The following is a 24,042-nucleotide window of genomic DNA, read 5'->3' as shown; positions in this document are numbered from 1 at the left end:
TCGTCGGCGGGCTGGCCCGCCTGCGCGAAGGCGGCGGCGGCGATCATCGCCGGGATGAGCGGCAGGGCCACGCCAGCCCGGCCCAGTTCCTGAAAGATCAGTGCGATGGCCGCGCCCGAGCCGTCGAAGCCGCCCTCGTCCTCGGTCAGGAGCGCGGCGGGGACGCCGGCCTCGACCAGCGCGGGCCAGAGCGCCTCGCCCGTGTGGCGGGTCAGGATGCCGCGCAAGCTGTCCTGCAGCATGCGGTGGTCGTCGGAAAGCTGGAAATCCACGGGATCATCCTTTCGCCAGGGCGCCGGCAATGATGCTGCGCTGGATCTCGTTCGAGCCGCCATAGATCGACAGCTTGCGGTTGTTGAGCCAGGTGGCCGTCGCCGACAGCACCTCGTCGGTATCGTCGGGACCCTCGTTGCCGGGAACGGGCAGCGCCATGGCCCATCCGCCATAGGCGCGACGTGTCAGCGCATCCAGACGCTGGCGGATCTGGGTTCCCTTGATCTTGAGCATGCTGCTTTCGATGCCGGGCGCCTGTCCCTGCGCGGCTGCCGACAGCATCCGCAGGTTCGTGGTGGACATGGCCATCAACTCGATCTCGACCGCGGCGATCTCAGCGGCGAACAGCGGATCATCGGCCAGCGGGCGGCCGCGGTGGACCTGTGCCCCGGCAATCCGCCTGAGGTTGTCCAGCGCCGCCGTGGCAAAGCCAACGCCCGCGATGTTTGTGCGCTCATGCGTCAGCAGATACTTGGCATAGGTCCAGCCCTGGTTTTCCTCGCCCACCAGGTTTTCCACCGGAACCTTCACGTCGTCGAAAAAGACTTCGTTCACCTCGGCCGTGCCGTCCAGCAGGACGATGGGGCGAACCGTGACGCCCGGCGTCGTCATGTCGATCAGCAGGAACGAGATGCCCTCCTGCTTCTTCCCTTCGGTCGATGTGCGAACAAGGCAGAAGATCATGTTGGCGTGCTGGCCCAGCGTGGTCCAGGTCTTCTGGCCGTTCACGACGTAATGGTCGCCCTGCCGTTCGGCGCGGCAGCGCAGGCCGGCCAGATCGCTGCCCGCGCCCGGTTCGGAATAGCCCTGGCACCACCAGTCGTCACCGTTCAGGATGCGCGGCAGCCAATGGTCCTTCTGAACGGGGCTGCCGAACTTCTGCAACACCGGTCCCAGCATGGCGATGCCAAAGGGCACGACGCGCGGTGCGTGGGCACGGGCGGATTCTTCCTCGAAGATGTGGCGCTGGATCGCGCTCCAGGCGGCGCCGCCGAATTCGCGCGGCCAGTTGCCGGCCAGCCAGCCGCGGGCATTCAGTTTCGCGTGCCAGCCCTCCATCTCGGCCTTGGTCAGGTGCTGGTGCAGGCGCACCTTGCGGGCAAGGGCGGGGTCCAGTTCGTCCTGAAGAAAGGCCCGGACCTGATCGCGGAAGGCCAGTTCGTCGGGGGAAAAGCGCATGTCCATCAGAAGATCTCCAGAAGTCCGGCCGCACCCTGACCGCCGCCGACGCACATGGTGACGACGCCCCATTTGGCGCCCCTACGGCGGCCTTCGCGCAAAAGGTGCCCGGCCGTGCGGGCGCCGGTCATGCCAAAGGGATGACCGATCGAGATGGCGCCCCCGTTCACGTTGTATTTTTCGGGATCGATGCCCAGCGTGTCGCGGCAGTAAAGGCACTGGCTGGCAAAGGCTTCGTTCAACTCCCACAGGTCGATGTCGTCGACCGTCAGCCCGTGACGCTGCAGCAGGCGCGGGACGGCATGAATTGGCCCAATCCCCATCTCGTCGGGCGCGCAGCCGGCGATGGCAAAGCCGCGAAAGGCCCCCATGGGTTCCAGACCCTCGGCTGCGGCCAGGTCCGCATCCATGACCAGCAGCGCCGCCGCCCCGTCCGACAGTTGTGAAGCGTTGCCGGCAGTGATGAAATTACCCTCTCCGCGCACCGGTTCCAGCTTGGCCAGCGCTTCCAGCATGGTCCCAGGGCGGTTTCCCTCGTCGGCGGTGATGGTGACCTCGCGTTCCGTGGTTTCCCCGCTGGCCTTGTCGGTCACGGACATGGTGACGGTCATCGGGATGATCTCGTCATCGAACAGGCCCGCCTGCTGGGCGGCCGCGGTGCGCGCCTGCGACTGGACGGCATATTCGTCCTGCGCCTCGCGGCTGACACCATAACGGCTGGCGACGATGTCGGCGGTTTCGATCATGGTCATGTAAAGATCGGGGCGGTTCGCCTCGATCCAGGCTTCGCGGGAATTGCGGACGGGCGGCTGGACCAGCGAGATGCTCTCGACCCCGCCGGTCAGCACGGCACGCGCGCCTTCATGCGCGACCATCTGCGCGCCCATGGCCAGCGCATGCAGGCCGGACCCGCAAAAGCGGTTGACCGTCGCGCCCGCGATGCTGTCGGGCAGGCCTGCCCGGATCACCACCTGACGCCCGATATTGCCGCCCGTGACATATTCGGGATAGCCGCACCCCCAGATGCTGTCCTCGATGAGGGCGGGATCGATACCGGCACGGTCGACGACGGCTCGGGCGGTGGCGCCGGCCAAAACGGCGCCATGGGTGGCGTTGAAGGCGCCGCGCTTGGCCTTGCCGATGGCGGTGCGGGCGGCCTGGACGATGACAGGATGCTTCATGGCTGGGTTCCTTCGTTCAGATCGGCAAGGCTGCGGCCTTGCCCGGCCAGTTCGCGCAACAAGGGCGCGGCGTGCCAGAAATGGTCATCTTCGGTGGCGAAACGGTCGATGTCGGCAAGAATGGCCGACAGCCCCTGGGCGTCGGCCCAGTGCATCGGTCCGCCCCGCCAGCGAGGAAATCCATAACCGTTCAGCATCACCACATCGACGTCCAGCGGTCGAAGGGCCGTGCCATCGGCCACGGTGCGCACGGCCTCGTTCACCATGGCGGCCATGGTGCGGGCGACGATCTCCTGATCGCTGAAGGTGCGCAGAGCAATCCCCTGATCGGCGCGCACCTGTTCCAGCAGCGGGGCCAGTTCGGGATCCTCCTGCGGGGTGCTGCCATCATACAGATAATAGCCGCGCCCGGTCTTTCGCCCCAGGCAGCCCAATTCATACAAACGGTCCGCAAAGACCGGCACGCGGTCACGCGGGTGGCGGTCCGCGGCCTTACGCTGCCGCGTCAGATAGCCGATATCCAGACCTGCCAGGTCCGATACCGCATAAGGTCCCATTGCAAAGCCGAAATCCGTCAGCGCGCGGTCCACCTGATAGGGCGACGCTCCGTCCAGCACCATCGCATCCACCGCGGCCCGGTAATGCGACAGGATGCGATTGCCGATGAAACCGTCGCAAACGCCGGCCCGGACGGCGATCTTCTTCAGCCGCTTGGCCAGCGCGAATCCGGTTGCCACGACCTCGGGCGCGGTGCGGTCGGCCACCACGACCTCCAGCAGGCGCATGACATGGGCGGGCGAAAAGAAATGCAGGCCGATCACATCTGCGGGTCGTCCCGTGGCATCCGCAATCCGGTTCACGTCCAGGTAGGATGTGTTGGTCGCCAGCACGGCGCCGGGCTTGGCCACCCGATCGAGGGCTCGGAACACCTGCTCCTTGACCTCCATCGACTCGAAGACAGCCTCGATGATCAGGTCGGCCTCACCCAGCGCGGCATAGTCGGTCCGGGTGCGGAAGGCATTCGACAGGATCGCATCGCGCCGCGGGGCCGCCAGTTTGCCGCGCTTGACCGACCCGTCCAGCAGCTTGGCCACGGTTGCCTGCGCCTTCGAGGCCGCGTCTTCATCCCGCTCGACCAGCGTGACATCCAGACCCGCCAGCAGCGCCGAAACCGCAATGCCCGCCCCCATCGTGCCGCCGCCGATCACGCCGAGGCGGTCCAGCGGACGCGGCTCGACGTTCCTGATCCGAGGCAGATGGGCGACGGCGCGTTCGGCAAAAAAGGCATGGATCAGGGCAGCCCGTTGCGGGCTGTCCATCAGGGTGCGAAAGCCCGCGCGCTCGACCGCCAGACCTTCGACAAAGGGCAGAGCCAAGCCTTGGGTCATCACGTCGATGGCAGTGACCTGCGCGATCTGGCCGCGCGCCGTCGTGGCAAGCCGGGTTCTGTAACCCTGGACCAGGGCGGGATCGGCCGGTGGGGGGGGCAGGTCGCCGCTGCGGCGCGGCGATTGGCCCGCCAAGTCTTGGGCAAGGGACAGGGCCGCGGCATTCGGATCACCCTCGGCAATGTGGTCGATCAGGCCCAGTTCAAGCGCTTCGGTTGCCGGGATCTGGCGGGCCGAGGTGATCGCCTGCAGCGCAGGGTCCAGCCTGATCAGGCGCGGCAGGCGCTGCGTGCCGCCGGCGCCGGGAATCAGGCCCAGCGTCACCTCGGGCAGGCCCATCCTGGTGTCGGGCGCGGCGATGCGGGCATGGGCACCGAGGGCCAGTTCCAGCCCGCCCCCCAGCGCTGTCCCGTGCAGCGCCGCGACAACGGGCTTTTCCAAGGCCTCGATGCGGTTGATCACGTCGGGCAGAAAGGGTTCTGCCGGAGGCTTGCCGAATTCCGAAATGTCGGCGCCCGCGACCCAGGTGCGGCCGGCACAGAGGATCACGGCCGCCTCGGCCCCCGCATCGGCCGCAAAGGCATCGGCGGCCTGCATCAGCCCTGCCCGGACGGCTTGGGACAGCGCGTTCACGGGCGGGTTTTCGATGGTGATGACGCCGATCGTACCGTCGCGATGATAGGTGACAGGCATGGAAACTCCTTCAGTCATTCAGGGCACCGGACCAAGCGGGGATGCCTTGCTGCCCGACCAGCGTTTGCAGTCGTGCAACCGTTTCCCGCAGCGCCGGGCCGACCTCGTCATGGATGCGCGCGCCGGGCAGGACGTCCTCCAGCGCGCCGCAGGAAAAGGCCACCGGCCCCGCCAGCCGCGAGGACCGGAACGGCACCGAAACGGCCGAGATGGTCTTTGAATACCGCAACTCGCGCCGCACCACCGCATAACCGTGGCCGATCAGCTGGCCGCGCGCTTCTTGTCGCAAGGACTCCAGGCTGGTGCCGTCCAGGGGCTGTTCGGGGCGATCTGCCAGAAGGGCCGCGAATTCGTCGTGGGTCACCGCCCCCAGCACCGCCATCCCCGAGGACGAGCCCCCGACAGGCAGCCGGTGCCCGACCTCGAGCCAGATCGAGGCGGCCCGTTGTGGGCGCCAGGTCCGCATCAGGGCGACCTTGTCACGGTCGCGCACGGCGAACAGAACCAGCGTTCCCGTTCGATCGGCCAAGGCCTGCATCATCTCGTGGGCGGGATCGAGGAAGGACAGCGAAGCCGCCGCCACATGCCCCATCGCCAGCAGGGTCGGCCCGGGACGATAACGGTCGTTCCGCTGCGGCTGGGTCAGATAGCCCAAGCAGCCCAGCGTGAATGTCAGGCGCGACACGGTGGATTTCGGCAAGCCTGTCCGTTCGGCGATCTGGGCATTGGACAGCCCTTCGTCCCCTGCCCGAAAGGCCCGCAGCACCGACAGACCGCGCGCCAGCGTGGTGGCGAAATTGCGGTCTTCCTCGTAATCAGGGCGCGGTTCCGGCATCACATCGACCCCGGGATAAGAAGCGAGATTACCGGGAACAGGATCAGCAGAACCAGCACCAGGATATCGACTGCAAGAAAGCGGGCCACGCCTGCAAAGATCTTGTCGATGCCGACGTTCTTGGTGACGTTGCTGACGACAAAGACGTTGAGGCCCACGGGTGGCGTGATCAACCCGATCTCCAGCAGCTTGACCACGATGACGCCGAACCAGATCAGGTTCAGGCCATAGCCTTCGACCAGCGGCACCATGAAGGGCAGCGTCAGCACCATGATGCCGATCGGGTCAAGGAACATGCCCAGCACCAGATAGATCACCACGATAACCAGCATCAGCATGGCAAATGACAGCTGCGCGTCCGCCACCCAGCCCACGACCGCCCCCGCAAGTCCGGTAAGCGCCACGAAGCTGACGAATATCTTGGCCGCCCCCGCGATCAGGAAGATCGCCGCCGTCTGCACTAGGCTTTCCCGGATCGCGCGCCAGAAAACATCCAGCGTCAGGCGGCGCTGGGCAAAGCCGATGGCGGTGGTCATCACGACCGACACGGCCGCGGCCTCGGTTGCGGTGAAAATGCCACCATAGATGCCGCCGACGATGACCACGAACAAAAGAACGGCAGGCCAGGCGGCCAGCGCGGCCTCGGCCCGGCTGGCGCCGTCGGATTGCCCGCGCGGTGCGGCGGCAGGATCGCGGGCGACCCACCAGGCGATGACCAGAATCATGCCCGCCAGCGACAGCAGACCCGGCAGCACGCCCGCCAGGAACAGCTGCGCGATGGAGGTTTCGGTGAAGATGCCGTAAAGGATGAACAGGACCGAGGGCGGGATCAGCGATCCCAGCGTGCCCCCCACCGCGACCGAGGACGTGGCCAGCCGCGGGTCATAACCCATGCGCAGCATCTCTGGTACGCAGATGCGTCCCATGGTCGAGGCGCAGGCGATAGATGATCCCGAGATGGCTGAAAAACCGCCGCAGCCCATGACGGACGCCATGGCGACCCCCCCGGGCAGCTGGCGCAGCCAGACCGCCGCGGCATCATAGATGCGTGTCGTGATGCCCGCATAAAAGGCAATATTGCCCAGCGCCACGAACAGCGGCACCATCGACAGGTCATAGGAATGCACGAGGTCGAAGAAGTTCGAGAACAGGACCGAACTGGTCGGGTTCAGCGCCCGCTCCGGCATCCAGCCGCCCGCGCGGGTCGCATAAACAAGGAACGTGCCGATCCCTGCCACCCCCGCCAGCGCAAAGGCAATGGGCACACGCAGGGCCAGCAGCACCAGCACCAGGGCCATCGCGACCATGCCGATCATCATCGCATCCATCAGGTGACCTCGTTTCCGTCTGCGTCAAGGATGATGTCGCCCTGGCGCAACTGGCGCAGGTCGCCCACCAGCAGGACAGCCAGCCGCACCCACATCAGCACCAGGCCCGCCAGGAAAAGTGCGATGCCCGGCCAGCGCGGCAGGTTCAGGTCGCCGTAATAGAACTCTCCCGACTGCCAGGCCTGCCCGGTCACCCGCCAGGCCGCATAGATCAGGGGCATCAGCGCCAGCAGGCCCACGACATGGCCCAGCACGATCAGCCGTGACCGGATGCGCGCAGGCATCCGGTCGGCGAGGAAGGTGACGGCGACGTGGCTGCGCGCCGCCGTTGCCGCCGCCATGGGCAGGATGATGGCCGCGACCATCAGTTCCCGCACAAGGATGATCGCATCGGGCAGGCTGGACCCGAAGGCCGCGCGCATCACCACATTGGCGAAGATCACGACGCCCAAGGCAATCAGGGCCAGCACCGACAGGTCCAGCAGGGTCCGCTCGATCAGGCGCATGGGCTCAGCCGCGCTCCCACGGATAGCCCTGTTCTTCCAGTTCGGTCGCGTACTGGTCGATCAGGCCCCGGTATTCATCCAGCAGCGCCTGTCCGTCCAGTCCCGAGGCATCGGCACGCTTGGCCCAGTCGTCCAGATAGGGCTGGGCGGCCTCGTTCAGCTTGGTGCGGTCGTCGTCGGAAAAGCGGACAATTTCCTTGCCGGCATCCTCCAGCACCTTGATCGAATCGGCATTGGCCTGCTCGATGATGCGGCCGAATTCGTCGGCCAGCCCTTCGCCGGCGGTCATGATGACCTCCTGCTGCTCGGGTGCGAGGCCGTCGAACATCGACTTGTTCATCAGGATGCCCAGAGCGCCGATCTGGCCCCAGTCGATGAAGGTATAGCTGTCGAAAACCTCGTCGAACTTCAGCGCCTTGACGAGATAGGAATAGGTCTGAGTGCAATCGATCAGCCCGCTTTCGAGGCCTTGGTAGGCCTCGTAGACCGTCATGTCGACCAAAGTCGCCCCCAGGTCACGGAAAGTCTGGCCATAAGCCCCCACGCCACGCACCTTCTTGCCGGTGAGCTGGTCAACGGAAGACACCGCCGGTCCCTTGCATCCCATCTGCACAGCCGAGGTCGTGTAGGTGCCGACATAAACAAGGTTCTGGGCTGCCAGGTTGGCCTTGATCTGCTCGTTGTTGCGCATCAGCGCGTCGGTGGCTTTCATGCCCACCCAGGGATCGGGGTTCTGCAAGGGCAGGTCCGCGATGCCATAGGCGACCATCTCCTGCGGGAAATAAACGCCAATCACGCTGCCAAGGTCGGCCACTCCGTCGCGCAACGACTGCACGGCCGCCTTTTCGGAAAACAGCGCGGCTCCCCAGGTGATGTCCAGCCGCAGGTCGCCTTCCGACAATTCGGCCACCTGATCGGCAAACCATTGGGTGGCCTCGGCCCGTGCGCCCCGGTTCGGACCGGGCTCTCCGTAGAGCAGCACGGTTTCGGCAGATGCAGCCCCGGCCAGCGCGGCCATCAGGCTGCCCGCCATCAGCGCCTTGAACGACGATGTGGTCATGGTGAAACCTCCTCCCTGTTTCAACATGCAGGCTGCCATTCCGCAGAGCGGAATACAATCCTGAATTGACCGAAACGTGACCGATGGTCTATCTGGCGATCTTCCGCGCAATCCTGAATGGTCGATCCTGACTGATCGGAGTTCCCCCATGCCCTACCGGCTGACGCTGGCCCTCGTCCTGGGTCTTGCCACCGCCCTGCCTGCTCTGGCGCAGCAGGATGTCCCCTTCAACGCGGCCCAGATCGAGGCGGCGCAATATGATGGCGGCGACCTTCCTTCGGGTCGCACGCCCCTGACGGCCAAGGTGCAGATCCTGCTGGATCGGTCCGGCACCTCTCCCGGTGTCATCGACGGCTTCAAGGGCGGGATGAGCCAGAGCGCCATCAAGGCCTTCGAGCGTCGTGCCGGCCTGCCGATGGACGGCATCATGGACCCGCATGTCTGGAACCTGTTGCAGGCCTATGCGACGCGCCCGGTCACGCAAAGCTATACCATCACCGAGGCCGATGCGCAGGGCCTGGTCGACGCCATTCCGACCGATTACGCCGAAAAGGCCGAAATGTCCGAACTGGCGCATACCAGCGTTGCCGAGCGATTGGGCGAGCGGTTCCACATGGACGAGAAGTTCATCGCCTTCCTGAACCCCGGCATCGCGCTGGTCCCCGGCGCCACCATTCAGGTCATGGCGCCGAACCCGCCGATGAAGGGGCAGGTGACGCGAATTATCATCGACAAGGACAACCGCCGCGTCGCGGGATATGATACCCAAGGCCGGATGGTCGTCGATTACCCAGCCACCATCGGCTCCTCGGCAACGCCTTCGCCTGCGGGAACCCACAGCGTCCGCACGGTCGCGATCAACCCCAACTATACCTACAACCCCGACGTCAACTTCCGTCAGGGCGACAACGACCGCAAGCTGGTGATCCCGCCGGGGCCGAACGGGCCCGTGGGCACGGTCTGGATCGGCCTGACCAAGCCCACCTATGGCATCCATGGCACACCTACCCCGTCGCAGCTGTTCAGCAACCAGTCGATGGGCTGCGTCCGCCTGACGAACTGGGATGCCGAGGAACTGGCCGGCATGGTCCAGACCGGCACCACATCGGTCGAATTCCTGGACGCGGGGATCACCATCGCCGATGTGACGGGTGGCACCCGCCGAGAGGCTGCGCCGGTGGCCGAAATCGCCATGCCGGAAGGCGTGACCGAACCGCAGGTCCCGGTCACCGAACAGCCGCTGGCCCTGCCGGATCCGATGCAGCTTCCGCAGGCCGAGGCTCCTGCAGCGGCGCAGGACAGCCTGACCCCGGCCGAGGCCGGAACCGACCAACAGGAGCCCCCGCAGAACGATCCCCTCAGCGATGCGTTGTCAGGCGCCCTGCCTGAAGGGTTTGTCCTGCCCCCGATCGAAGGACAACAGCCATGACACGATTGGCGGCGCTGACCCTGGTTGCACTCCTGTCGGCCGGGGCGGCGATGGCACAGGATCGCCCTCCCGCTCCGACCACCCAAGCCCTGGAAGGAGATCGACCCGCAGCCGCGCCCGGCCTGAGCGCGGAGCCGGGCAACCGCCCTGCCCCCGCACCTGCCGCGCCCGCGGGTGCCAAGCGCCCTGACCGAGCCCCCGAAGTGCCGTCAGGGGGTGAGGTTCACCCGGCCCCTGCCCCTGCCCCTGCTCCCGCCCCGGCAGACGCGGTCACGGAGGAACGCCCCAACCCGTCGCCCGAAACGCCCGCGGGCGGAGCCGAGCGTCCCGCTGCGGCCCCCGCGACAACCGACACGGACAGGCGCCCGCCCGTGCGCCCCGCAGGCGACGCGCCGGATGCGGCCATGCCCCTCGAGGCCGAAGGCAGCGCGGATGAGGTGCCAACCGATGCAACAACCGACGCCTTGGCGGATGAGGACGGTCCGGCGCCCGGGGCGGTGCAGGACGAGGCATTCGGGCCCCCCTTGCCGCCTGCCTGGTTCCTGCAGGCGGAAGATGAGGCCACCTTTGCAGCCTGTCGGCTGGCGCTGTCCCTGCTGGGCACATCGTTCGAGGTTCAGCCGCCTGTCACCGACCCGGACAACCGCGACTGCGGCATCGCCCGTCCCATTCGGGTGACACGGATCCTGCCCGGGGTCGCCCTGACGGGCGAGCCTGTGATGCGCTGCGACACGGCCCGCGCCTTGGGATTCTGGACGCGCGACTTCCTGCGTCCGGCTGCGGCCCTGCTGCCCGGAGCGCCGCAACTGACGGCGCTGGAAACGGGTCCGGGTTACACCTGTCGTGATCGGGTCGGCACGGGCGAGGCACAACCCAAACCTTCCGAACATGCGAATGGCAACGCCATCGACATTGCAGGATTTCGCTTTGCCGAACCTGTTCTTGATGAAGCAGGGCCCGATGACACGGGTTTTCTGCCCGTGACGCCGCGGACCGGAGAGGGCGATCTGGGCGAATCCTTTCAGCGCGCCGCACGCGGAACGGCCTGCCTGCTGTTCACGACGGTGCTGGGCCCCGGATCGAACGCGGCGCATGACGACCATCTGCATCTGGATGTGGCAGAACGGAACAACGGCTGGCGGCTGTGTGAATGATTCAGCGTCGCTGGCGTTCCATGTCCAGATAGGCCGGATCGAACCTTGCCAGCATGGCCAGACCCTTCCAGTCCAAAATGGTCACATCGGCCCCCGACCAACGGATCAGCCCCCTGTCACGCAGATCGCGCACCGCCCGGTTCACATGGATGGGCGAGTATCCCAGAATATCTGCCAGTTCCCGTTGCAGCATCGGCAACGAGAAGTGATGGTTCGCCGCGGCGCCCACGGCATTCAAGCGGGTGTAGACTTCGCACAGAAGATGGGCCAGGTGCGCGCTTGAGCGCAGGGACGCAGCCGCGACCAGCCATTGCCGGTGGACCGACGCATCGATCAAGGTCGCCATCCACAACAGGCGTGTCAGGTGGGGGAAGTTCTCGGTGATCTCGGTCAGTTCGGAATGGTCGATGAATTCGACCTCGGCCGGGCCGACCGCCACAACCGAATGTTCCAAGCCCGCGAGGACGAAACCATGCAGGTCCACGAAGTCGCCCGGCACGTGCAGGGCGGTGATCACCCGCTCTTCCGGACGACCGACCAATTGATGGGAGCGCGCGGAAAGGCCTCGAAGCATCATGCAGCTGCGTCCGGTGGTACGGGCGGCATCCACGATCACCTCGCCCGGAGCAAAGCTGGCGCTATGTGTCCGCAACGCCCGCAATCGGGCAAGATCCTTGTCCGACAAGCTGTCACGCCGTTGAAGAAAGCGGATAAAATATTCTGTGATGGCCATTCCACCCTCCTTTCTTCAACTGCCGGACACTGGCAAATCGGTATTTTGGGTGCAATGCCCTCCGGTCAGGTTCTAACATTCATTAAGCTGTGGAACGCACTGCAGGGGCTTGAGTTTCATTCCTTGGTCCATGCGCACCCTTACCCGCGCGGGCGCCCGGGAACGCGCAAGGCCGCCTCCAGTGCCGCAAAGCTGTCGGCGACAGCCGGGCAGCGCCGCGTGACGAATTCATCCAGTTGGGGAAAAAGACGCACCGCCTCGTCCAGCTTGGGATCCGACCCCGGGGCGTAAAGGCCTGCACGAATCATCAGTTCGGATTCGGCATACGCCCCCAGGGCGGCACGCGCGCGCCCGATCATCGCATTCTGCACCGCGTTGGCGGCATCCGGCAGCGATCGGGACACGGACCGCACGACATCGATGGCTGGAAACCGTCCCCGTTCCGCGATCGTGCGTTCCAGAACCACATGCCCGTCCAGCGTGCCGCGCAGGATGTCGGCCACCGGCTCTTCCATGTCCGACCCTGCCACAAGGACACTGAAGATGCCTGTGATGTCCCCCGTCCCCTCGGGCCCCGGACCCGAACGTTCGGCCAGCGCCATGATCAGGTTCGACACGGAAGGTGGAAAGCCGCGATAGCTGGGAGGTTCGCCCGCGGCCAAGGCGATTTCGCGATGAGCCTCGGCAAAGCGGGTGATCGAATCCGCCAGAAAAAGGACATGGCGCCCCTGGTCGCGGAAATGTTCGGCAATCGTCATGGCGGCCCAGGCGCAGCGGCGGCGGATCAGCGGCGAACGATCCGAGGTTGCAGCCACGATAACTGCGCGCTTCATCCCCTCGGGGCCCAGGGTTTTTTCGACGAATTCGCGCAGTTCACGCCCGCGCTCGCCGATCATGGCAATGACGACCACATCGGCCTGCACGCCGCGTGCCATCTGCGACAACAGCGTGGACTTGCCCACGCCCGATCCCGCGAAGAGGCCGATGCGCTGTCCCGCGACCAGTGGCAGCAGCGTGTCAAAGACGGCAAGACCCGTGGGCAGGCGCGCGCCTAGACGCTTGCGCGTAACGGCTGGCGGGGCCTCGGACTGGAAACCCTGTTGAACCAGCCCCTGCGGCAGGGGGCGTCCGTCGAGGGGCTGGCCCAATGGATCCAGGATGCGCCCGATCCAGGCATCGCAGGGCGCGATCCGGGGCGCGAACAGCAGGCGCACCTCGTCCCCGACGGACAGCCCTTCCATGGCCCCTTCCGGCAGGGCCTGTGCCGTGCGCGGCCCCAGGCCGACGATTTCGGCCGTCAGTTCCCCGGACTGCCGGGCAATCCGCACACGGTCACCGACCGAAGCGCGACCGTTCAACCCTTCGATACCGATCAAGCCCGCGCGGATCGCCTGCACGCGGCCGTAATGGGTGGCAATGCGCAGGTCGGCCATCCGGCGGGCGATCGATTGAAGTCTGTCCATGGCTCACTCCGATGTTCCGGGCGGCGAATTTCCGCGGCCTTTGAAACGCTTTCTAAAGGAATCGGGGTTAAGACGGGGTTATCGCCAATGAGGAGAAGCCTCATGTTTGAGAAAATCGAAATGCTGCGGATGGCCCGTGCCTTGGGTCACCATGCCTCGCAGCGCCATGTCATCGTGGCGCGCAACATCGCCAACGCGGACACGCCCGGATATCGCGCGGCCGACATGCAGCCCTTTGCCGAAAGCTATCGCAAGGCATCGAGCGGCGGCGACCTGCGCACGACACAGGCCCGCCACTTGGCGGCGCCCGACTGGTCCCCCGGTGCCGCCCGCACCATGGAGGTCGCGGGACCCGTTTCGCCCAACGGCAACTCGGTTTCGCTGGAGGAAGAGATGGTGCGTGCCGCCGAACTGAAGCGCGAGCACGAGCAGTCGCTTGCCATCTATCGCTCGGGGCTGGACCTCATGCGGACCAGCCTGGGTCGCAGGTAAGGAAAAACGAACATGACCGAACCGATCTCACCGCTGCGACTGGCAGCGTCCGGAATGCGTGCGCAAAGTGAACGGCTGCGCCATTCGGCCGAAAACATGGCCAATGCCGACACGCCCGGTTACCGCCGCAAGCTGGTCAGCTTCGAGGAGGCTGTGCGCTTCGGCCGCCCGACGGGCGAGGTTCAGGCCGGCCGCATGCAGCTGGACCATTCGCCCCTGCCCCGCATCCACGATCCCGCGCATCCGATGGCCGATGCCGAGGGCTATTACGAAGGCTCGAATGTCGATCTGGTGATCGAGCTGGCCGACGCCCGCGAAGCCGGCCGCAGCTATGAGGCCAATCTTCGCATGTTCGAGCAGACCCGCCAGATGAGCGCGTCGCTCCTCGATCTCCTCCGCCGCTGAAAGGGCTTTCCATGATCACGATGAACGCTGCCTCCGCCTATTCGGCTGCCCGAAACGCCGTCGCGCCCGAACCCTCGAGCGCGTCCGGCATCACCCGCATTAGCCAGGCGGCCGAAGAGTTCGCCGCCCAGATGGCCCAGGTGGACCAGGTCTCGACCGGGGCCATGACGGGCCAGCTGAGCACGCATCAGCTGGTCCAGACCATCGCCGAGGCCGAACTGGCGATGGAAACGGTTGTGGCCATCCGCGACAAGGTCGTCGAGGCTTATCAGGAAATCCTGAGGATGCCCGTGTGATGGGCGAAGCGGTTCTTTTCGACATGCTGCGCCAGGCGTTGATGATCTCGGTCCGGATCTCGGCCCCGCTGCTGGGTGTGGCGCTGATTGCGGGGGTCGTCATCGGCCTTTTTCAGGCACTGACTTCGGTGCAGGAAATGACGCTGACCTTCGTGCCCAAAGTCGGGCTGATGCTGGTGGTCTTCTGGGTCTCGATGAGCTTCATGACCACGGCCTTGTCCGACTTCTACCTGAACGAGATCATTCCCCTGGTCGCGGGCAGCTGACATGGACAACGCCATCTATGCCAGCCTGACCCGCCAGTCCGGCCTGATGCGTGAAATGCGCGTTGTCGCGAACAATATCGCCAACGCCAACACCACCGGCTTTCGCCGTGAAGGCGTGATCTTTGCCGAACATCTTTCCGCACTGGACCGCAACGGCGACACGCTGTCCATGGCCCATGCCCGCGGCCGCATGCTGGACCTGAAGCAGGGCGTGCTGACGCAGACGAACAACAGCCTGGACCTGGCCATCGAGGGCGAAGGCTTTTTCCTGCTGGAAAGCCCGGAAGGCCTGCGCCTGTCGCGCGCCGGCGCCTTCATGGCCTCGCCCGAGGGCGAACTGATGAGCGCAGACGGTCATCGCCTGCTCGACGAAGGGCAAGCCCCCATCATCCTGCCCGCCGGGGCCAATGCGGTCGCGATCGGTGCGGACGGCACCCTGTCCGCCAACGGCCTACCCTTTGGCCGGATCGGCCTGTGGTCAGCCCCCGAAGGGGTTTCGCTGGACCACCAGGGCGGCACCGCCTTCAGCATCGACGGTCAGCCCGCGCCGCTGGAAGACGGCCGTATCCGCCAAGGCTTTCTCGAGGAATCGAACGTCGATCCCATCTTCGAGATCACCCGCATGATCGAGGTCCAGCGCGCCTATGAGCTGGGCCAGACCTTCCTCGATCGCGAGGATCAACGCATCCGCGGCGCGATCACCGCCATGACCCGATAAGGAACCGCCATGAGAGCCCTGCAGATCGCCGCCACCGGCATGAGCGCGCAACAGACCCGCGTCGAGGTGATTTCCAACAACCTCGCCAACATGTCCACCACCGGCTACAATGCGCGCCGCGCCGAATTCGCCGACCTGCATTACCAGCAGGCCGCCCGTCCCGGCAGCGTCACCGCCGCCGACGGAACCGTCATCCCGGCCGGTGTCCAGCTGGGATTGGGCGTCCGCCCCACCGCCGTCAGCATCAACCTGCAGCAGGGCGCGTCGGTCGCGACCGGAGGTGACCTGGATCTGGCCATCGAGGGCGACGGCTATCTGGAGGTGACGCTGCCTTCGGGCCTGTCGGGATACACGCGCGACGGCGGGCTGAAACGCTCGCCCGACGGGATGATCGTGACTTCGGACGGCTATCCGCTGGTGCCCAACATCACCATTCCCGAAGATGCGCGCGCCATCACCATCAATGCGGGTGGCGAGGTCTTTGCCTATTTCAACGATCGCGTCGAACCCGAACTGTTGGGCCAGTTCACCCTGGCAGGCTTTGCCAATGAGAAGGGGCTGGAGGCCATCGGCTCCAACCTTTTCATCGAAACGGCAGCGTCGGGCGGGGCGCAGGTGGTGAATCCGGGTCAGGACGGCCTGGGCACACTGCGCCAAGGCTATCTGGAGGAAAGCTCGGTCGATGCCGTGCGCGAAATCACCGAACTGATCAAGGCGCAGCGCGGCTACGAACTGAACGCCAAGGTCATCACCGCTGCCGACCAGATGCTTGGCGCGACGACGCAGGTGCGGTGATGCGGGCGCTGGTTCTTCTTCTGGCGCTGTTGCCGGGCGCGGCCCTGGCCGGAGGCCTGGGTGCCGCACGCACCCTGCCCGCCGGCAGCATCATCGAGGCAGGCGATCTGCGGGTGATCGACACTGACCGTCCGGGCCTGACGGATCCTTCCGCGGCCATCGGCATGCAGACGCGCATCACCCTTTACGAGGGACGTCCGTTGCACGCCAACATGCTGCAGCCCCCCCGCATTGTCGGGCGCAACCAGATCGTGCGCTTGTCCTATCTGCGCGGCGCGTTGCGGATCGACACCGAAGGGCGCGCCCTGGACGACGGTGCGGCAGGCGACAGGATCCGCGTCATGAACATGGGCTCGCGCAGCACGGTGACGGCGCAGGTCATGCCCGACGGCTCGCTGGCCGTCACCCATTGAAAAGGAAGAATTCCGTGAAACCCGCCTATTTGCTGTGCCTGGTCCTGGCCGCTTCCGGCTGCGCACGCGCCGCCCATATCGGCCGCCCGCCTGAACTGACTTCGGTCCGCGACTCCGAAGAGTTCATCGCCATGACCAATCCTCCTCTGGATCTGCCTGTCGATTCGGGCCGCCCCGAAGCCTCGGCTTCGCTCTGGGCAGGTTCGCAGTCTTCGCTGATCAGCGACCGTCGCGCCGCCATTCGGGGCGACATCCTGACCGTCGTCATCCAGATCGACGACAAGGCGGAAATCTCGAACAGTTCAGGCCGAACGCGAAATTCCAAGGAATCCCTGTCGATTCCACAGATGGTCGGAATTCCCCAGCGTCTGGCCGACAAGCTGCCGGAAGGAGCCGGGTTCGACAATCTGGCCGATGCCTCGTCGTCGTCGAACTACAAGGGTGCGGGCAACATCTCTCGTCGCGACAAGCTGACGCTGCGGGTCGCGGCCACGGTTGTGGACACGCTGCCCAACGGCTCGTTGCAGATCGAAGGCACACAGGAGGTGCGGGTCAACTTCGAACTGCGCGAACTGACCGTCAGCGGCTTTGTCCGTCCTGCCGATATCGGCCGCAACAACGAGATCGCCTATGATCGCATTGCGGGCGCGCGCATCTCTTATGGCGGACGCGGCCAGATCAGCGACGTGCAGCAACCGCGTTATGGTCAGCAGATCGCTGACGTCCTTCTGCCTTATTGAGGTGATCCCATGCGCAAGCTGATCCTGATCCTTCCCGCGATCCTGGCCTTGGTGGGCGGTGCCGTTGCAGGGGACATGCTGCGTAGCCCCGGCGGCAAGGCGGCTACAGGACATGAACCCGAAGCGGCCGGGAAACACGATGCCGGACATGAGCCCGTCCCGACGGACGATGCCCATGACGACGGCCATGGCGCCCCCGCCGATGCCCATGGAACCCCCGCCAAGGCCGATCACGGGGGCGGCCATGGCGGCGGTGGCGCAGTGGCGGGCGAACCGGCCTATTTCACCTTTCCCACGCAGTTCTTCGTTCCTCTGACCCGCCAGGGCGACATGCGCGGCATGATGATCCTGACACTGACGCTGCAGACCGACGGTGCAGATCTGGCGGCACTTGCCCGCAAGGAGCACATCCTGAGGGACGCGCTTCTGCGCCAACTGATGATCCATGCCAACACTGGCGGATTCGACGGGAACTTTACCGCCGAGCGCAGCCTGGCGCCCCTGCGGGCCGCGCTGCTGAAAACGGCGCAGGAAGCTTCGGATCAGAAGGCGACGGCTGTTTTGATCGAAGATATCGCGCGCCAATGATGTAAGCCGCGCTTGCCCCTGCCCGCGCCTCGGGCCAGAACCGACATCGGCCGGAGCGCATCCGCACTCCGGCCGATGTCGTTTTTCTTCGTACTGGGCGCCCCATGCCACGATCCCACGTCGTCATCCTGCTTGCCAGCTTTCAGGGCGCCGCCCACTTGGCGACCCAGCTGGCCAGCATCAGGGTGCAGACCCATGCGGATTGGTCCTTGATCGTTTCTGACGATGGATCCAACGATGGCACGACGCAGATTGTCCAAGATTTCGCAGCCACCCTGCCGATCGGACGCGTGTCTCTGATCAAGGGACCGCAGGCGGGTGCGACGATGAACTTCCTGTGGATGCTGGACCACGTCCCGCCGGACTGTCTGGCAGCCTTTTGCGATCAGGACGATCTGTGGTTTCCGGACAAGCTGGAACGGGGCGTTGCCGCCCTGTCGCCGCATGCCGGCCCGGCGCATTATGCCGCCCGCACCATCATCACGGACAGCGAACTGCGCCCCCTTGCACCCTCGCGTCATTTTCGTCGCCCCCTCGGGCTCCGCAACGCCTTGGTCCAGGCCATCATGGCGGGCAACACTTCGGTCTTCAATCCCGGTGCTGTCGCGCTGCTGCAACGGGCCGCGCCTGATGCCCGTCGCGCGGGCATTCTTTCGCATGACTGGTGGGCGTATCAGGTCACTTCGGCCTTTGGTGCGGTTTTGATCCACGATCCTCGGCCATCACTGCTTTATCGGCAGCATCCACGCAGCGAGGTGGGACGGAATGATACCGTGCCGGCGCTGAAAGCCCGCCTGTCCAAGCTGATGGCAGGCGATTTCGGCACCTGGTTGGCAGCCAATCGTGCCGCGCTGGAGCCACTGGCCCATCTCATGCCGGCCGCCCATCAAGACGTCCTCGACCAGCTGCGGCAGATGCAGACATGCCAAACGCCGCAGGCTCTGAAAGCCATGCGGCGCGGGGGCTTTTATCGGCAGACAGCGGCAGGGACGGCGGCGCTGTGGCTGGCGGTCGCTTCAGGCTCGCTGCGGCTGCCTTGATCGCTATTCGACGATCAGATCCGCATGCAATGCACCGGCCGAGTGGATCGATTTCAGGATATCGATCATGTCGCGCGGCCGGACCCCAAGCGCGTTCAATCCTGCCACCAGATCGCTCAGGTTGGTTTCGCCTGCGACTTCCGCAAAGCCAATTCCCGGCTCCTGCCGCAGCTCGACCGCGGTACGGGGCACGGTGACCGTCTCGCCCTGCGCGAACGGGTTGGGCTGCGAGATCATCGGCGCCTCGCTGACCTGCAATGTCAGATTTCCCTGAGACACGGCCACGCGTGAGATGCGCACCCGCTCTCCCACCACGATGGTACCCGATTTGTGGTCGATGACGACCTTGGCACGGTCTTCAGGCTCGACCAGCAGATTCTCGATCCGCCCGACCACACGGGCCGGATTGACATCGCCGAGGCCCCGGAAGTTCACGACAACGGTGCCGCTGTCCAGGGTCACCGCCAAGCCGCGGTCGAAATCACGGTTGATCGCATCCTCTATGCGGGTGGCCGTGGTGAAGTCCGCATTGCGCAGGGCAATGCGGATGTTGTCGATGCCTGCAAAGTCGAATTCGACCTCGCGTTCCACGCGCGCGCCGACGGGAATGCTGCCGGTTGTTGGCACACCCTCGACTACCCGTGCCGCGTCACCCGAGGCCGCCACACCACCCGCGATGATCGAACCTTGCGCCACCGCATAGATATTGCCATCCGCCGCCTTCAGAGGCGTCATCACCAGAGTGCCGCCCAGCAAGCTCTTGGCATCCCCAATTGCCGAAACATTCACGTCGATCCGGCTTCCCGACCGGGCAAAAGGGGGCAGGCTTGCCGTCACGATGACGGCGGCCACGTTCTTGGACCGCAGCGCATCGTCGGTGACATTGACGCCGAGGCGCTCCAGCAGGCTCGCCAGCATTTCCTCTGTAAAGGGCGCATTGCGCATCCCGTCCCCCGACCCGTCCAAGCCCACCACAAGGCCATAGCCGACCAGGTCGTTGCCCCGAACACCGTCAAAGTCGGCCAGATCCTTGATGCGAACGGGTACGGCAAGGGCCGACAGCCCGCAGCACAACCAAAGCATCACCGCACACAGGAACTTTTTCACCGCAGGTAATCCACCAGCTTGAGTTTCGACAACCGGGCAGTGACTGCATAGACAGCGTCCAGCTGCGACTGCACCTCGGTCAGGGCCGTTGCCGTCTCGTAAGGATCGGCACGGCGGATATCGTTGCGCGAACGCTCCAGCGTCGACAATGAACTGGCGTTGGTGGCCTGAGCGCGCTCGACAGATTGCTGGTTGAGGCCGATCCGGCCCATCTCGGCCAGAATGGAGGTGTCGGCAATCGTCAGCACGCTGCCCGCATGCTGCATCAGGCGCCCTGTTTCCTGTATATCTCCTGTCAGCGCCCCTCGCTCGAGCATTGCACCCGTCGCCAGCCCCTTCAGAAGATCGCGCACAGCAGGGCTTGCTGCCGTCGTGGTCACCTCGATCATCACCCCATCACCCACCGGCAATCGCTGACCCGCCCCCAGACTGCCATGATAGGCCTGGTCCAGAAACCCGCCCGAACCCGAAGGCGCGTCGAACCAGTCGGAAATGGCCTGCGCGATGTCATCGGCCGACGTCATGCCGGCCGTCAGGGTCTGCAGGCGATCCAGAATGACGGAAGCGTCAGACAACGGCTTCACATCACTGGCCTGCCCCGACATCAGAAAGCGGTTGCTGTTCGTGCCATTCATGAACTGGACGACCGCCTCGAGCGATTGCAGCATCTCGGTTGCACGGGTCTGCTGCTGGATGGGCGTCTTGGCAAAGGGATCCCCCACCAGTGCAGGACCAATGCTGCTGGTCCGCGTCCGCACCGCCTCGAACATGTCCTGCAAGGCCTGCAGCTGGATCCCGGCCTCCTTGCCCGAAGTTTCCATCTGCCTCGTGATGCCGATCCGGCTTTCGATCTCGTTCAAGGCACGCGTGTTTCCCTGCAGGCGCTGCCCCAGATCCGACACCTCGCCCGAGGCGACCTCCTTGGTCAGCGTGGTCATCACGGTCTTGAGGCGGTTCGATGCGACCTGCAGCGCGAAGGCGCGGGCTTGATCGCCGATACTGTTCAGGGGCATGGCTTAAATCCTCAGGATCTGGTTCATCATCTCGTTGATGGCGTTCAGCACGCGTGCGTTCGCGGCAAAGGCCTGCTCGTATTGCAGCAGGCGCTGCATTTCGGCATCGCTGTCCACCCCGCCCGCCATCAGGCTGGAATTGATGGTGGAATGACGGCTGCTGCGGCTTGCCAAGTCGCTTTCGGCACCGACACGACGGGTCACGACGCGCGCCTCGACCGTGCCAAAGCGGCTGGCAATCGAGGCGTTGCCGTCGAAGCCACTGCCCGGATGCGATGGCCGCGCCGCGTCCAGCGCCGCCAGAAGGCCGTTCAACGTTTCCGTCCGTCCGACAGGATCGGGCGTGGCGCCCGAACCCAGTCCGCCCCGGATGCGCCAAAGTGCGCCACCTTCCGCCGGATTGACGGCAGCGTTGACCGCCAGACGCCCTGAAAGGCCGACAATCGCCCCTGCCTGCGCACGCCCTCCTTGATCGGTGAACAACCCGGGATCGCCCGCCCCCAAAGTGGCGTCCGCTGCAGGATCGGCCAGACGTTGATGCAGGTCATAGGCCATGGCGTCCAATTCCGCCTGCAGTTGCGGTGCCAGTTCGTCCCGGATCTGGAAATTTCCTGCCAGCGATCCGCCCGCGAACAGCCGCATCTGCCCGGGCGACAAGGCGTCCCCGTTCAGGGTCAGCATCTGAAGCGGTGCCCCCACCGTCTGGCCCGCCGTCACAAGGTCGCCGCCTTGGAAACCGACCGTTGCCGGCAGACTGCCATCCAGCAGCACTGCCCCCTCGCTGGTGAACAAGGCAACCTTGCCTGCCTCGCGGGTGACCTCCTGCACAGGCACGATGGAGGAAATCCGATCGATCGCCTGCTGCCGCTCATCCAGAAGCGGCGCGGCATCCTGACCGCTTGCCACCAGCACCGCAATGCGCGTGTTCAGGAACGCCACCCGCTCCAGAGATGTATTGAGGACGCCGACATCGGTGGCGATTGCCTGTTGCGCGGCACTGCGCGCCGCCTGCACCGCCTGAGAGGCCGTGTTCAGTTTCGCGGCAAGCGTGGTGGCGCTGTTCAGCACCTGGGCCAGGCGTGGTTCGTCATCCGGCCGGGCCACGGCGGATCCCAGCGCTGTTTGAAACGACGTCAGTGCGGTACTGAGGGCCGCGCTGTCACCCGGCAGCCCGATCACCCCTTCCATCTGCTTCTGGAACGCAGCTCGAACCGATGCATCGCCCATCGAAGCCGATGCCAGACGCGACTCCGATAGAAGGCTTGCGTTGACGATCCGGGCCACGCCGTCGATCCGGACGCCGCCGCTCAGTTGCACGCTGGTAACCATCTCGCGCCTGGCATAGCCGGGCGTCATGACATTCGCGAGGTTTCCGGCCACCGTTTCGGTGCCGCGGCTGGTGGCGGCCAGCCCGGTCATTGCGTTCGAAATTGCCTTGGCTATGCTCATTCACGGCCTCCTGCGCGGCGCGATCTGCCGGTCAGCGCTTGATGTTGGTGGTTTCCTGCAGCATCTCGTCGACCGTCTGGATGATCTTGGCGTTCGATGAATAGGCGCGCTGCGTGGTGATCAGGTGTGTCAGTTCCTGCGCGATATCGGTGGTCGAGGCCTCGCGGGCATACCCCGAGATTTCGCCCGTGGGTCCCGTGCCTGCGTCCCAGAGATAAAAACTGCCCGATTCCCGAGACGGCTTGAATGCCTGGCCTTCAGTCGCGACCAACCCGTTCGGGTTCGACACGTCCACCACCGGAATGCGGTACAGCGTCTTGACGAAACCCGTATCATAGGTGGCGTTCACCCGCCCTTCCCCATCAACATCGACCGTCACCAGCTGACCGGCAGGCGATCCGTTGCGGCTGATGTTCGAGGGCGAGAAGGGCGCTGCCAGTTGCTTGAGCCCGGAAGAGCCACCAGGGCTTCCGATGAACAATTCCATGGCACCGCCCCCAACCGCAAGCGGGATCGTGCCCGATGCAGGATCATAGGCCGGACCGGTAATGCGGGTAACGGACTGGATGCTGCCCCCCAAAGCCTGGCTGTCGTCGAAGGTCACGCGGAAGGATGAAATCATGTTCCCCGCGGAAGCCGTGTCGCGCACCTCGACCAGCCAGCTGTTCGACAGCCCGGTCGTATTGTTCCGGTCCGGCGTGAACGTCACGTTCAGCGCCTCCGAAGTTCCCAGGTTTCCATAGTATTCGATCCGGACAGGCACTGTCGCGCCCGAAGCCGTGGGCAGCGTTTCCGTCGCGGGAAGGTTCGCACCGATCTCGACGCGCGTGGTCGGATCACCGACGGGACGGTTTGCTTCGATCCGGATGGGACGCAGCGCCGCTGGTGAATCGCGCGACACCAGCGGGATGCTGCCATTCGAATTGGTCGGCCAACCCATCAGAACCAGCCCGCTCTCCGTGCGCAGGATGCCGTTGGCGTCGGGCCGGAACGAGCCGGTGCGGGCCATCATCATGACGGGATCGCCGCCGCTCTTGGCACTGGCCAAGGTCGTGACCGGCAGCATGCCGCGACCGGTCATGGCAAGGTCCAACGGATGGGTGGTCGTCACAAGCGCGCCGGCCTGGGTGATCACGCGCTGGGTCGATGTGCGGACGCCGCCTGCCGTGTAAAGCCCCGCCCCCTGCCCCACGATCATGGCGTCGAACTCGGTTTCGACGCGCTTATAGCCAAATGTCGATGCGTTCGCGATATTGTCCGAGATCGTACCAAGGCGAGACGAGTTCGCCGCCAGACCGGACACACCGGCATTCATCGCGGAAGAGATGGACATGGACAGGCACCCTTGTGGTTCAGTGTTGTCCATCATCCTGCGCGACAAGGTTTAAGATTCGGATAATCCCGCCCTTATCGCAGCAGGATCAGTTCGACGCGGTTGTTGCGGGCGTCCATCGGGTTGCCCTGCCGGTTGCGGCGGTCGCCATAAGCGCTGACGCGC

At 65.3% G+C, this 24,042-nt stretch carries 26 protein-coding genes; 12 read left to right on the top strand and 14 right to left on the bottom strand.

Going from position 1 to position 24,042, the window contains the following annotated elements; all coding sequences use genetic code 11:
- The 8 genes from ACLHHB_RS13510 to ACLHHB_RS13475 form a co-directional block, all read right to left on the bottom strand.
- Nucleotides 1–272 (bottom strand): acyl-CoA dehydrogenase family protein (locus ACLHHB_RS13510; protein ID WP_410218803.1); only part of this gene is annotated, 272 nt, incomplete at its 3' end.
- Nucleotides 273–276: 4 nt separating this feature from the next.
- Nucleotides 277–1,458, bottom strand: coding sequence for an acyl-CoA dehydrogenase family protein (locus ACLHHB_RS13505; RefSeq protein WP_410218802.1), 1,182 nt, complete (start codon nucleotides 1,456–1,458; stop codon nucleotides 277–279).
- Complete coding sequence (locus ACLHHB_RS13500) at nucleotides 1,458–2,633, bottom strand: acetyl-CoA C-acyltransferase (protein ID WP_410218801.1); 1,176 nt, start codon at nucleotides 2,631–2,633, stop codon at nucleotides 1,458–1,460. The genes ACLHHB_RS13505 and ACLHHB_RS13500 overlap by 1 nt, the downstream gene beginning before the upstream one ends.
- Nucleotides 2,630–4,714 (bottom strand): 3-hydroxyacyl-CoA dehydrogenase NAD-binding domain-containing protein, encoded by a 2,085-nt coding sequence (locus tag ACLHHB_RS13495; protein ID WP_410218800.1) that lies wholly within the window; start codon nucleotides 4,712–4,714, stop codon nucleotides 2,630–2,632. Before ACLHHB_RS13495 ends, ACLHHB_RS13500 begins: the two co-directional genes overlap by 4 nt.
- Nucleotides 4,715–4,724: 10 nt before the next feature.
- On the bottom strand, nucleotides 4,725–5,549 hold the full coding sequence (locus ACLHHB_RS13490) for an IclR family transcriptional regulator (protein ID WP_410218799.1): 825 nt from the start codon (nucleotides 5,547–5,549) through the stop codon (nucleotides 4,725–4,727).
- Nucleotides 5,549–6,877, bottom strand: coding sequence for a TRAP transporter large permease (locus tag ACLHHB_RS13485; RefSeq protein ID WP_410218798.1), 1,329 nt, complete (start codon nucleotides 6,875–6,877; stop codon nucleotides 5,549–5,551). Before ACLHHB_RS13485 ends, ACLHHB_RS13490 begins: the two co-directional genes overlap by 1 nt.
- Nucleotides 6,877–7,383: a TRAP transporter small permease gene (locus tag ACLHHB_RS13480; RefSeq protein ID WP_410218797.1), complete on the bottom strand. Its 507-nt coding sequence runs from the start codon at nucleotides 7,381–7,383 to the stop codon at nucleotides 6,877–6,879. Before ACLHHB_RS13480 ends, ACLHHB_RS13485 begins: the two co-directional genes overlap by 1 nt.
- Nucleotides 7,384–7,387: 4 nt before the next feature.
- On the bottom strand, nucleotides 7,388–8,443 hold the full coding sequence (locus tag ACLHHB_RS13475; RefSeq protein WP_410218796.1) for a C4-dicarboxylate TRAP transporter substrate-binding protein: 1,056 nt from the start codon (nucleotides 8,441–8,443) through the stop codon (nucleotides 7,388–7,390).
- 148 nt (nucleotides 8,444–8,591) lie between these two features.
- Here ACLHHB_RS13475 and ACLHHB_RS13470 point away from each other — a divergent pair, with 148 nt between their 5' ends.
- Nucleotides 8,592–9,872, top strand: coding sequence for a L,D-transpeptidase family protein (locus tag ACLHHB_RS13470; RefSeq protein ID WP_410218795.1), 1,281 nt, complete (start codon nucleotides 8,592–8,594; stop codon nucleotides 9,870–9,872).
- Complete coding sequence (locus ACLHHB_RS13465; protein WP_410218794.1) at nucleotides 9,869–11,026, top strand: extensin family protein; 1,158 nt, start codon at nucleotides 9,869–9,871, stop codon at nucleotides 11,024–11,026. The genes ACLHHB_RS13470 and ACLHHB_RS13465 overlap by 4 nt, the downstream gene beginning before the upstream one ends.
- Before the next feature lies 1 nt (nucleotide 11,027).
- Here ACLHHB_RS13465 and ACLHHB_RS13460 read toward each other — a convergent pair whose 3' ends face one another.
- The gene (locus tag ACLHHB_RS13460) at nucleotides 11,028–11,759 is read right to left on the bottom strand and encodes a Crp/Fnr family transcriptional regulator (RefSeq protein WP_410218793.1); all 732 of its coding nucleotides are present in this window, start codon (nucleotides 11,757–11,759) and stop codon (nucleotides 11,028–11,030) included.
- Nucleotides 11,760–11,899: 140 nt separating this feature from the next.
- Nucleotides 11,900–13,222, bottom strand: coding sequence for a FliI/YscN family ATPase (locus ACLHHB_RS13455; RefSeq protein WP_410218792.1), 1,323 nt, complete (start codon nucleotides 13,220–13,222; stop codon nucleotides 11,900–11,902).
- Between the two features lie 102 nt (nucleotides 13,223–13,324).
- Between ACLHHB_RS13455 and ACLHHB_RS13450 the strand changes: the two genes are divergently transcribed.
- The 10 genes from ACLHHB_RS13450 (at nucleotide 13,325) to ACLHHB_RS13405 (ending at nucleotide 18,975) form a co-directional block, all read left to right on the top strand.
- Complete coding sequence (locus ACLHHB_RS13450; RefSeq protein WP_410218791.1) at nucleotides 13,325–13,714, top strand: FlgB family protein; 390 nt, start codon at nucleotides 13,325–13,327, stop codon at nucleotides 13,712–13,714.
- A gap of 12 nt (nucleotides 13,715–13,726) precedes the next feature.
- Nucleotides 13,727–14,119 carry a flagellar basal body rod protein FlgC gene (gene flgC / locus ACLHHB_RS13445; protein WP_410218790.1) on the top strand — a complete coding sequence of 131 codons (393 nt, stop codon included), beginning with the start codon at nucleotides 13,727–13,729 and terminating at the stop codon, nucleotides 14,117–14,119.
- A gap of 11 nt (nucleotides 14,120–14,130) precedes the next feature.
- Nucleotides 14,131–14,415 carry a flagellar hook-basal body complex protein FliE gene (fliE, locus tag ACLHHB_RS13440; protein WP_410218789.1) on the top strand — a complete coding sequence of 95 codons (285 nt, stop codon included), beginning with the start codon at nucleotides 14,131–14,133 and terminating at the stop codon, nucleotides 14,413–14,415.
- Entirely contained in the window at nucleotides 14,415–14,681 is a 267-nt protein-coding gene (locus ACLHHB_RS13435; protein WP_410218788.1) for a flagellar biosynthetic protein FliQ, read from the top strand. Before fliE ends, ACLHHB_RS13435 begins: the two co-directional genes overlap by 1 nt.
- 1 nt (nucleotide 14,682) lies before the next feature.
- Nucleotides 14,683–15,399 (top strand): flagellar hook-basal body complex protein, encoded by a 717-nt coding sequence (locus tag ACLHHB_RS13430; protein WP_410218787.1) that lies wholly within the window; start codon nucleotides 14,683–14,685, stop codon nucleotides 15,397–15,399.
- A gap of 9 nt (nucleotides 15,400–15,408) precedes the next feature.
- Nucleotides 15,409–16,194 carry a flagellar basal-body rod protein FlgG gene (gene flgG, locus ACLHHB_RS13425; protein WP_410218786.1) on the top strand — a complete coding sequence of 262 codons (786 nt, stop codon included), beginning with the start codon at nucleotides 15,409–15,411 and terminating at the stop codon, nucleotides 16,192–16,194.
- Complete coding sequence (gene flgA, locus ACLHHB_RS13420) at nucleotides 16,194–16,607, top strand: flagellar basal body P-ring formation chaperone FlgA (protein WP_410218785.1); 414 nt, start codon at nucleotides 16,194–16,196, stop codon at nucleotides 16,605–16,607. Before flgG ends, flgA begins: the two co-directional genes overlap by 1 nt.
- 14 nt (nucleotides 16,608–16,621) lie before the next feature.
- Nucleotides 16,622–17,347 carry a flagellar basal body L-ring protein FlgH gene (flgH, locus tag ACLHHB_RS13415; RefSeq protein ID WP_410218784.1) on the top strand — a complete coding sequence of 242 codons (726 nt, stop codon included), beginning with the start codon at nucleotides 16,622–16,624 and terminating at the stop codon, nucleotides 17,345–17,347.
- Nucleotides 17,348–17,356: 9 nt separating this feature from the next.
- Entirely contained in the window at nucleotides 17,357–17,935 is a 579-nt protein-coding gene (locus tag ACLHHB_RS13410; protein WP_410218783.1) for a hypothetical protein, read from the top strand.
- Nucleotides 17,936–18,039: 104 nt separating this feature from the next.
- Entirely contained in the window at nucleotides 18,040–18,975 is a 936-nt protein-coding gene (locus ACLHHB_RS13405) for a glycosyltransferase (RefSeq protein ID WP_410218782.1), read from the top strand.
- Between the two features lie 3 nt (nucleotides 18,976–18,978).
- Here ACLHHB_RS13405 and ACLHHB_RS13400 read toward each other — a convergent pair whose 3' ends face one another.
- Genes ACLHHB_RS13400 through ACLHHB_RS13385 form a run of 4 tightly spaced genes read right to left on the bottom strand, consistent with a single transcriptional unit; the run spans nucleotide 18,979 to nucleotide 23,877 of the window.
- Nucleotides 18,979–20,058 (bottom strand): flagellar basal body P-ring protein FlgI, encoded by a 1,080-nt coding sequence (locus ACLHHB_RS13400; protein ID WP_410218804.1) that lies wholly within the window; start codon nucleotides 20,056–20,058, stop codon nucleotides 18,979–18,981.
- A gap of 20 nt (nucleotides 20,059–20,078) precedes the next feature.
- On the bottom strand, nucleotides 20,079–21,095 hold the full coding sequence (locus tag ACLHHB_RS13395; RefSeq protein WP_410218781.1) for a flagellin: 1,017 nt from the start codon (nucleotides 21,093–21,095) through the stop codon (nucleotides 20,079–20,081).
- Between the two features lie 3 nt (nucleotides 21,096–21,098).
- Nucleotides 21,099–22,544, bottom strand: a complete 1,446-nt coding sequence (gene flgK / locus ACLHHB_RS13390; protein WP_410218780.1) for a flagellar hook-associated protein FlgK — start codon at nucleotides 22,542–22,544, stop codon at nucleotides 21,099–21,101.
- Between the two features lie 31 nt (nucleotides 22,545–22,575).
- Nucleotides 22,576–23,877, bottom strand: a complete 1,302-nt coding sequence (locus tag ACLHHB_RS13385; RefSeq protein ID WP_410218779.1) for a flagellar hook protein FlgE — start codon at nucleotides 23,875–23,877, stop codon at nucleotides 22,576–22,578.
- Between the last annotated feature and the right edge of the window lie 165 nt (nucleotides 23,878–24,042).

It is taken from the genome of Paracoccus sp. (in: a-proteobacteria) (assembly GCF_046462195.1).
Classification (GTDB): Bacteria; Pseudomonadota; Alphaproteobacteria; order Rhodobacterales; family Rhodobacteraceae; genus Paracoccus.
Note: the sequence above shows the minus strand (reverse complement) of the source record. Positions and strands in the feature narration are given on the sequence as shown.

What these genes read in the sequence shown, in the direction of transcription:
- flgK (WP_410218780.1), bottom strand. Translation starts at nt 22,544, where the DNA reads ATGAGCATAGCCAAGGCAATTTCGAACGCAATGACCGGGCTGGCCGCC.
- ACLHHB_RS13455 (WP_410218792.1), bottom strand. Translation starts at nt 13,222, where the DNA reads ATGGACAGACTTCAATCGATCGCCCGCCGGATGGCCGACCTGCGCATT.
- flgA (WP_410218785.1), top strand. Translation starts at nt 16,194, where the DNA reads ATGCGGGCGCTGGTTCTTCTTCTGGCGCTGTTGCCGGGCGCGGCCCTG.
- ACLHHB_RS13400 (WP_410218804.1), bottom strand. Translation starts at nt 20,058, where the DNA reads ATGCTTTGGTTGTGCTGCGGGCTGTCGGCCCTTGCCGTACCCGTTCGC.
- ACLHHB_RS13505 (WP_410218802.1), bottom strand. Translation starts at nt 1,458, where the DNA reads ATGGACATGCGCTTTTCCCCCGACGAACTGGCCTTCCGCGATCAGGTC.
- ACLHHB_RS13405 (WP_410218782.1), top strand. Translation starts at nt 18,040, where the DNA reads ATGCCACGATCCCACGTCGTCATCCTGCTTGCCAGCTTTCAGGGCGCC.
- ACLHHB_RS13465 (WP_410218794.1), top strand. Translation starts at nt 9,869, where the DNA reads ATGACACGATTGGCGGCGCTGACCCTGGTTGCACTCCTGTCGGCCGGG.
- flgG (WP_410218786.1), top strand. Translation starts at nt 15,409, where the DNA reads ATGAGAGCCCTGCAGATCGCCGCCACCGGCATGAGCGCGCAACAGACC.
- ACLHHB_RS13485 (WP_410218798.1), bottom strand. Translation starts at nt 6,877, where the DNA reads ATGGATGCGATGATGATCGGCATGGTCGCGATGGCCCTGGTGCTGGTG.
- ACLHHB_RS13385 (WP_410218779.1), bottom strand. Translation starts at nt 23,877, where the DNA reads ATGTCCATCTCTTCCGCGATGAATGCCGGTGTGTCCGGTCTGGCGGCG.
- ACLHHB_RS13450 (WP_410218791.1), top strand. Translation starts at nt 13,325, where the DNA reads ATGTTTGAGAAAATCGAAATGCTGCGGATGGCCCGTGCCTTGGGTCAC.
- ACLHHB_RS13410 (WP_410218783.1), top strand. Translation starts at nt 17,357, where the DNA reads ATGCGCAAGCTGATCCTGATCCTTCCCGCGATCCTGGCCTTGGTGGGC.
- ACLHHB_RS13500 (WP_410218801.1), bottom strand. Translation starts at nt 2,633, where the DNA reads ATGAAGCATCCTGTCATCGTCCAGGCCGCCCGCACCGCCATCGGCAAG.
- flgC (WP_410218790.1), top strand. Translation starts at nt 13,727, where the DNA reads ATGACCGAACCGATCTCACCGCTGCGACTGGCAGCGTCCGGAATGCGT.
- ACLHHB_RS13490 (WP_410218799.1), bottom strand. Translation starts at nt 5,549, where the DNA reads ATGCCGGAACCGCGCCCTGATTACGAGGAAGACCGCAATTTCGCCACC.
- ACLHHB_RS13460 (WP_410218793.1), bottom strand. Translation starts at nt 11,759, where the DNA reads ATGGCCATCACAGAATATTTTATCCGCTTTCTTCAACGGCGTGACAGC.
- ACLHHB_RS13475 (WP_410218796.1), bottom strand. Translation starts at nt 8,443, where the DNA reads ATGACCACATCGTCGTTCAAGGCGCTGATGGCGGGCAGCCTGATGGCC.
- ACLHHB_RS13470 (WP_410218795.1), top strand. Translation starts at nt 8,592, where the DNA reads ATGCCCTACCGGCTGACGCTGGCCCTCGTCCTGGGTCTTGCCACCGCC.
- ACLHHB_RS13430 (WP_410218787.1), top strand. Translation starts at nt 14,683, where the DNA reads ATGGACAACGCCATCTATGCCAGCCTGACCCGCCAGTCCGGCCTGATG.
- ACLHHB_RS13480 (WP_410218797.1), bottom strand. Translation starts at nt 7,383, where the DNA reads ATGCGCCTGATCGAGCGGACCCTGCTGGACCTGTCGGTGCTGGCCCTG.
- ACLHHB_RS13435 (WP_410218788.1), top strand. Translation starts at nt 14,415, where the DNA reads ATGGGCGAAGCGGTTCTTTTCGACATGCTGCGCCAGGCGTTGATGATC.
- fliE (WP_410218789.1), top strand. Translation starts at nt 14,131, where the DNA reads ATGATCACGATGAACGCTGCCTCCGCCTATTCGGCTGCCCGAAACGCC.
- ACLHHB_RS13395 (WP_410218781.1), bottom strand. Translation starts at nt 21,095, where the DNA reads ATGCCCCTGAACAGTATCGGCGATCAAGCCCGCGCCTTCGCGCTGCAG.
- ACLHHB_RS13495 (WP_410218800.1), bottom strand. Translation starts at nt 4,714, where the DNA reads ATGCCTGTCACCTATCATCGCGACGGTACGATCGGCGTCATCACCATC.